8 protein-coding genes are annotated in these 7,105 nt (G+C 69.9%); 5 read left to right on the top strand and 3 right to left on the bottom strand.

The annotated features are described in order from the left end of the window. Window positions 1-140: 140 nt before the first annotated feature. From AB0C84_RS44920 to AB0C84_RS44910, 3 genes are all read right to left on the bottom strand, one after another. Entirely contained in the window at window positions 141-299 is a 159-nt protein-coding gene (locus AB0C84_RS44920; RefSeq protein WP_361078790.1) for a hypothetical protein, read from the bottom strand. A gap of 341 nt (window positions 300-640) precedes the next feature. After that, the gene (locus tag AB0C84_RS44915) at window positions 641-994 is read right to left on the bottom strand and encodes a hypothetical protein (protein ID WP_361078787.1); all 354 of its coding nucleotides are present in this window, start codon (window positions 992-994) and stop codon (window positions 641-643) included. A gap of 415 nt (window positions 995-1,409) precedes the next feature. Further along, window positions 1,410-2,618 carry an IS110 family transposase gene (locus AB0C84_RS44910; RefSeq protein WP_361078784.1) on the bottom strand — a complete coding sequence of 403 codons (1,209 nt, stop codon included), beginning with the start codon at window positions 2,616-2,618 and terminating at the stop codon, window positions 1,410-1,412. A 599-nt stretch (window positions 2,619-3,217) separates the two neighbouring features. Here AB0C84_RS44910 and AB0C84_RS44905 point away from each other — a divergent pair. From AB0C84_RS44905 to AB0C84_RS44885, 5 genes are all read left to right on the top strand, one after another. Next, window positions 3,218-3,886 carry a helix-turn-helix domain-containing protein gene (locus tag AB0C84_RS44905; protein ID WP_361078781.1) on the top strand — a complete coding sequence of 223 codons (669 nt, stop codon included), beginning with the start codon at window positions 3,218-3,220 and terminating at the stop codon, window positions 3,884-3,886. Between the two features lie 39 nt (window positions 3,887-3,925). Next, complete coding sequence (locus AB0C84_RS44900) at window positions 3,926-4,357, top strand: hypothetical protein (protein WP_361078778.1); 432 nt, start codon at window positions 3,926-3,928, stop codon at window positions 4,355-4,357. Between the two features lie 533 nt (window positions 4,358-4,890). Further along, the gene (locus AB0C84_RS44895; protein ID WP_361078775.1) at window positions 4,891-5,088 is read left to right on the top strand and encodes a hypothetical protein; all 198 of its coding nucleotides are present in this window, start codon (window positions 4,891-4,893) and stop codon (window positions 5,086-5,088) included. 1,240 nt (window positions 5,089-6,328) lie between these two features. Next, window positions 6,329-6,610, top strand: coding sequence for a hypothetical protein (locus AB0C84_RS44890; protein WP_361078772.1), 282 nt, complete (start codon window positions 6,329-6,331; stop codon window positions 6,608-6,610). Then, window positions 6,610-6,759, top strand: a complete 150-nt coding sequence (locus tag AB0C84_RS44885; protein WP_361078769.1) for a hypothetical protein — start codon at window positions 6,610-6,612, stop codon at window positions 6,757-6,759. The genes AB0C84_RS44890 and AB0C84_RS44885 overlap by 1 nt, the downstream gene beginning before the upstream one ends. Window positions 6,760-7,105: the final 346 nt, after the last annotated feature.

Genomic DNA, 7,105 nt, shown 5'->3' with positions numbered 1-7,105 from the left:
CCGGCGTCCACCGGTTGCAGTTGCCGAAGGTGTAGCCCCCCGCCAGCGGCGGGGGGCTACAGAGACGCAAAGTGGAGAGGCTCGGTGCCCCTCCACGGCTGATCGGATTGAGAAACCGACCAAGTGTTCTAGCCAGCAGATCAGAACCCCACGCGGCGCTTCCTGGAGCTCTCCAAGGTCGCCGTGGCGCCGCAGGTGCACTTGTACTGCTTCTTCGTGATCTCGTACGGACCGTCGAGGGCGTACGTCTCGGTGCCGGGAACGCCGGTGGTGAACTTGCACACGTGCTTGTCGTCCATGTCGCTTCCCCTTGACCTCGGTTTGGAGTCCGGTTGAGACCGGACCGCAGGGCATCTTCGATGCCTCGGTATCGACCGTGCAGATCAAGGACAGTTCGACCAGTCCCAAACCCCAGAAGCATCAAGGCGGCCCCTTCGCGCCCTGATGACCAACAGCCATCGCTTTGAGGCCGTTGCCCTCCAGGGGCCCGGCGCTCGCTGGGCAGATCGACGGCACCGCCCTCCTGACCAGGGCCGACCAATTGCCGAAAGACGAGCCCGCGTTCAGAGAGCGTTGCCGAATTGGGCTGTCTGGGGTCAAGGGGCAGGGCCCGGCGTGGCGCCGGGCCCTGCAAGAGGAGCTACCTGCTGAAGACGGCGACTGGGAAGGCGCCTAGCAGGCTGGTGATGGCGGCGGTAGCGCCGGCGATCCCGATGACTGCGGGAACGCTGAAACTCACTGTCATCGCGAACGCGAACGCAGCGATGATGGCGAATGGGACAAGGACCTCGATGTACCCGTAGATGCAGACGAGGAAGCCGACAAGAGCACCGACCACACCCGCAATGGGCGCGACGATGGCGATCGGGCCGAGATCGAGGAACTCGCCGAAGTAGCCGACGGTGAGGCGAGCGACGACGTAGCCGAGAACACCGCCGAGGACGGCGACGCAGACACCGCTGGTGGCCCCGGAGCGCAAGTCATCCTTGTTCACAGATCTCTCCTTTGTGTGGCGCCCGCGCTGGGTGCGCGGGACGCGCTGATGCAGGGATGACCGTGCCGCGCCGGGCACCCCCTGCAACAGGCGGGCGGCCGGGCCGGGCTGCGGCCTCGGGGGCCGGTCCGGCCCGGCCGCCCGCGCGCCGCTAGACGCTAGAACGCCCGTCAGAACCCCGTGAGCCGCTAGCGGGACCGCTAGGTCTAGCGAGCGTCCGCTAGACGTCCACGGCCCGCTAGAGGACGTCTCAGCGCGTCCCCGGGGGACGTCTGCAGGACGTCCGACCGGCGTTGCCGAAAGAGCGACGGCTGACGAGGACGAGCGCCAGGACGACGGCGGCCGCGCGGGGGCACCGCAGGTCAGCGGTTGCCGAAAGAACCGGCGGAGCAAGACCTCCGATGGCGCTGAGCCGTCAAGCTGCGGTCGGCAGAGCGCGGGTGAAGGCATTGCCGGCGTCGTAGGTCTGGCCGGTGTGGAGGCAGTGGAAGAGCTGGCCGAGCATCCGGTTGAACAGGTGCCGCAGGGCGCCGGGGTGTTTGTCCCCGTTCTCTCGGCGTCGCTGATAGTGGGCCCGTGCGGGTTCGTGGTTGGTGGAAGCGGCGAAGGCCCAGACGAACCCTGCGGCGGCGAGGCGATCGTTCTTGATTGTTCGGTGGGTGATGGAGATGCTGCGGCCCGAGGCGCGGGTGATTGGCGCCGATCCGGCGTAGGCCTTGAGCGCGCGGTCGTCGCCGAGCTCGGCCAGGACGCGGGCGCCGAGCTGATCGCCGAGGCCGGGGCAACTTGTGATGATCTGGTAGTCGGGATGCTGGGCGAAGGCCTCGGCGACGGCTTCGCCGAGGCGGTCGACGTTGTCGCATTCGGTGTTCAGAACGGCCAGCAGTGCGCGGGCCTGCTCTCCCATCGCCTGTTCGACCAGCGGGGGCTGGTGGAGCTGGGGCTTGCGCAGCGCCTGGTGGAGCCGTTGAGCGAGTGGGTCGATCCCGCGCTGCCGTCCCCCGCGACGCAGCGCCGTGGCGATGCGAGCGCGCGAGAGCTTGGCGGCGGCCGCCGGTGTCAGGGCGAGGGCCAGGACGGCGCGTGCGTCGCGGCCGGCCAGGTTGGTGGTGCGCCCGGCGAAGGCGTCCAGGAAGGTCGGGAAGTACTCGCGCAGCAGCGACCGCAACTCGTTGGAGGCCCTGGTGCGCAGCCAGGTGGAGTCCTGTTGGGCCCGGGCCAGGACCGCGATCGCGCGAGCGAGGTCGGTGTCGTCGGGCAGCGGCCGGTGCGCGCGGGCGTCGGTGCGCAGGATGTTGGCGAGCGTCATCGCGTCGACATGGTCGGACTTCGTGCGGGAGACCGTGTGACGTTCCCGGTAGCGGGCCACGGCCATTGGATTGATGGCGTAGACGCGCCGGCCTGTGCCCCGCAGCGCGGACACCAGCAGGCCGCGAGGGGTCTCGATGGCGACGGGGATCGGCTCGGCGGGGTCGTCGCCGGCTTCGGCGAGCATCTGCAGCAGTTCGCCGAAGCCTTCGGCGGTGTCCTTGATCCGGCGTTTGGCCACCAGCTCGCCGGCCTCGTCGACGAAGGCGATGTCGTGGTGGGCCTCGGCCCAGTCGATCCCGCAGAACACTCTCACGGTGAGTTTCTCTCCTTGATCACCCTCGGCTAGGTCGCTGTGTGGTTGACCTGGCAGGGACGCGCGGCGCTCTAATAACAAGGCTCGTGGCCTGGCCTCCGATGGAGCCGTTCGCGATCCCAGCGACCCGCACGGGCCCCGGTCTTAGCGCAGAGCTCAGGGCCCGGATGTTTCGAGAGGTGCACCGCGCGGGCGGCTCGAACCACGATCAACAACCTGCCGGACATCCCGTGACGGCGGGCCAGAACCATCCAGCCCGCCACCACGGCGAGGCCGCGCCTGCTCTGTCTTGCTCTAGGTCTCAAGGACCAGATATGCCGCAGGCTTCCAGCGCGACGGCCCTTATTAGATGTGCGATCAGACGTCTGATCGCGGCCTGGCCCGGTGGAGACCTGTCTCACGGCGCCGTCTCAGCCTCGTCTCAGAGGCCCATGGCGCGCGCACCATACGCGCGCGAGCCTCGGCGAGTGAGATGGCCGCGCCCCACCAAGGGGGCGAGAGTGCGTTGCCGAATTCAGCTTGTTGGGTCAAGGCCCCTGACACTTCCATGACAGCCCCGGGGCCGGCGTCGCGCCCCGCCTGCTTAGCGGGGGTGTGCGGTGAGCTACTCCCGTATCGAGCGTGGCGTGATGGCCGCCGACGCCCTCGGCCAGCACTTCACCCAGATCAGCAACAGCCTGTTCCGGGACCCTCGGATCAGTGGCCTGGCCAAGGCCGTGTTCGGCCTGATCTCCACGCACCGGGACGGCTACGGCGTCTCGGTGGAGACGATCGCCCGGTGTATGAAGGAGGGACGGGATGCAATCAGGAAGGCTCTGCGCGAACTAGAGCAACACGGCTACCTCGTGCGCGTTCAGACCCGCGACCCGAAGACGGGTCAGATGGGGGTGGCGGTCTACCGGATCACCGACATGCCGGACGGCCTGAACATCTCGGTGCCCGCGCCTTACCCGGATGCACGTTTCCCCAAGTCAGCACCGTTGGCTGGAAAGCCGTCGACGGTGACACCGTCCACGGTGAATCCGACCCCTAAGAACACCAGTCACAAGAACACCAAGGGGCAGAAGACCAACGCGCAGAAGATTCCTCCCCCTCGCTCTGTGAGGAGCGTTCAGGTTGGTGACGCGCGGGCGCGCGCGACGGCACCGCAAGCGGCGAGCGAGGAACCCAAGGGGAGCCGGAGCGCCAAGAGTGTGGGTGTGCGGCCCTCAGAGCGGCCTCAGAGCACCGAGGGGGGCGGGGTGATCAACTGCCGCCCCTGTCGGTGATCGCCCGTCAGGGCGCCGTTCAGCGTCGCAGGACGCGCGGTGGGTGCTGGGGGGCTGCCGCGGGTGTTCCGGGAAGGGGCGCCGCGCTGGGTGCTGGCGGAGATGGCGGTGCGCGTGGACGCGCTGCTGGCCGAGGGCCGGACGCCCATCGAGATAGTCCGGGCGGCCGAGGAGGTACCGCCTCCGATCGGTCCCCGGGGCCACCTGGATGCGCTGCACGCGGTCCGGGCCGCGCTGCGCACCAACGGCTACGACCGCCAGGCCGACGAGGTCGCCGCCGGCGTGGTGCGGTGCGAGGGGTGCGGCGCCCGCCGGACCGGCGCCCGTGGTTGTCCGAACATCAGGTGTCGGAATGTCGCGTCCGGTGTCGGGGGTCAGGGCACGCCGCGGATGTGCTCGGCCTGCCAGCGGGCGGCGGCCGCGCTCACAGCGGCCGTCCGCCAGGCGCGAGCAGATGGCGGTAGGGGGTGACCTCTGGACAGTCAGGACCGCAAGGCTCACAACCAAACCAAAAGGGGACCTGCCATGAGCGACCCGAAGAAGAACGACGACCCGAAGAAGCCCGACGACGACCTGGACGGCGAGAGCGTCTGGGACATCAGCACCTTCTGAGTGCCTTCATCCTGCGGGGGCCTGGCGACGCCGGGCCCCCGCGCCATGCCCCGCCCGCATCCCCGCCACCCCCCGGTGCCCACCCTGCGCCGCGTTGCTTCGGCGGCCAGCTTTCCCGTGCCGTCTGCGATGCGAGGCCAGTCGCCGCCGTGGACGTGCTGGGACTCCCTTCAGGGGGTTGAGCGCGGCGGCCGACGCTGCGGAGCGCCGAACAGCGCCCGCCCCATTTACCGACCTACCCGCCCAGTGGTAGCGGGGGCGCTGAAATGGCGGAGCGCCGCCCCGCGCTCGGCGGGACGGCGCTCCGGGCCGCAAAATCGAGGTGGTGGGGGGCGTCAGGTGAGGTCGAGCGCCTCGGGCTTGTCCGGCTTCTGGGCTTGGGTCAGGGTCTTGTGGACGACAGCGAGGTCCTGGCCGAGGCGCTCGGCGTGGAGTCGACGGGCGCGCTCGCCGACCTGCTGCGCCCCTTCGGCGTCCAGCCCCGGCCGCCGTTCGTTCGCAACGGCCTCAAGCGCCGCGGCTACTGGCGCCAGGACATCGAGGCCGCGATCGCGGCCGCGGCCGCCGGCCAGACCGTGCCCACCGCCTGACCCCGGGGGTGCCACGTGGGACTCCCACGTGGCACCCGCACACCCCCCACGCCCCCGCGTGGGGGTGGAACACCCCAACTGAACAGCGGAAACGACCGGCAGGGGTGCCACGTGGCACCACCCGCCCACCCCCTCTCCCGGCCCAACAGGCCCCCAACCTTGACGCATAGGAGCGTCGCCCGGCCCGGACCGGCCGCGCGCCGGTCCTGGAGGCGAGTTGCGACGACCAAGATCTCGGCACTGTTCTTTGCGAGGCGGCATCCACAAGGGAGCCGTACAACAAAGGAAAGGCGCAACCGATGACTGACTGTGACTGCGAGCGGTACAACTGCCCGATCTGCGGCGGTGGCTCGGACGACGACGACTGACCGCTGGCGGGGAGCGCACAGCTTCTCGCCATGACGGCCTAAGCCCCCGGGCATAGGTTGGTTCCACTGGCGGCGGGAGGGGTTTCCCCTCCCGCCGCTCTTTGCTGCCTACCGAAGCCCCGCAGCGGGCCGCCATGCCGTCGGCGCTTGACCCCAAACAGCCCAATTCGGCAACGCATCTCGCCGCCCTGGCAGGTCGCGGCTGCCCCGCTACCGGTCGCGGCGGCGCGACCCGTGCCGCGACCTGTCACCCCGACGGTGACCAGTGCCGATATCGGCAGGTCGCGGGTCGCGGGGGTCTTCGCTGATGACCAACAAAGCCGCCGCTGAGCGTTGTCGAGGGTCGTTGCCGCTGCGACCGCGACCCGCCCGGCATCCCGCGCTGGGGTCTTTCGGCAACGAGCTCCTGGCGGTGCTTCCCCTAGCGTTGCCGGGGGGCGTGAGGAACAACCGCGTGAGAAGTCGCCCCCGCGCCGTTCGGCGGGGAAGCCCCCCGGGGGGTGTGACGGCGTTTGGAAGGCGGTTTGGGGGGCTGTGGCGGGTCGCTTCCCCACTTCCCCAAACGGGGTGTTCTGGCAGGTCGGTCCCGGGGATGCGGTGTGGGGAGGCGGGTTGGGGAAACTTCCCCAGGTTCCTGCCCGCTTCCCCACGCTGACCAGACGGGCCCCACCCACGGGGTCCCTCCGGCAGACTCCGGAGGGACTTTCCCCATGAGGCGCGACGGTCGATCAACCCCATCACCGCGAGGGAGCCCTGTTGGCCGAGAACATCGACCGGCTGCTGGAGGCGATGCCGCGTATCGCTGAGGCGGTCAACGCGTTCGCCGCCCCCAGACGCAGGAACTGGTTTTCCGGACACTCCTCGCCGCAGCGTTGGAAGCGCCACCGGAACCCGCTCGCCCTCCCGCCGCGCCGGCCCCAGCCGGGGCGGATACCGGGGCGGATACCGGGGCGGATACCGCCGGTGCCCGACTGGACGCCACGGCCGCGCGAGCCGCGATCGAGGCCGCGTGGGAAGCCGGGCTGACCGTCCGCGCGGCGGCCGAGCGGGCCACCCGGTCGGCGTCCTACGTCGGTGACGTCTACGCCCAGCTCGCCAAGGCGCGCGGGCCGCAGCCCAGCAGGGGCCAGACCCGGATCGAGGGAGCCGCGTAGTGATCGCTCTCGCCTACCTCGCCGCCGTGACCCTCAGCATCGTGGTCCTGGCCGTGGTCCTGCTCCGCAACCACCCGGCCCGATCCCAGCGCCGGACTCGCCCCCGGCACTGGTCATCCCGCCCACCGCTGACACGGACGTCCACGTGATCCTCGCCACCGTCACGGTCGAGATGACTCACGCGTGCGAGACCTGCGCTGAGAACCGCGGTAACACACCTTCCGCGCTGTGAGCCGCCGCTCGGGTCGGTCTTTCGGCAACGAGCTCCTGGCCGTGCTTCCCGGTGCTGTCGTTGCCGCCAGCTCGTGGGTGAGTTAGCTCGGCTCGCGATGCCCGAACACGCACGCACGGGGTGTTTCCCGGGTCTGGTCACCGGGGCTAACCGACCTAACCTGGCTAACTCCATGCAGGTCAGCACGGGTTAGTCGCGTTCGGAAAGCCGGGTTGGAAACCTAACCCGCCCTCTGGGGACCTAACCCGGCCGCTGGACGTCAC

It is taken from the genome of Actinomadura sp. NPDC048955 (assembly GCF_040649435.1).
GTDB lineage: Bacteria > Actinomycetota > Actinomycetes > Streptosporangiales > Streptosporangiaceae > Spirillospora > Spirillospora luteofluorescens.
The sequence above is the reverse complement of the archived record's forward strand: the minus strand, read 5'-3'. Positions and strand labels throughout refer to the sequence as shown.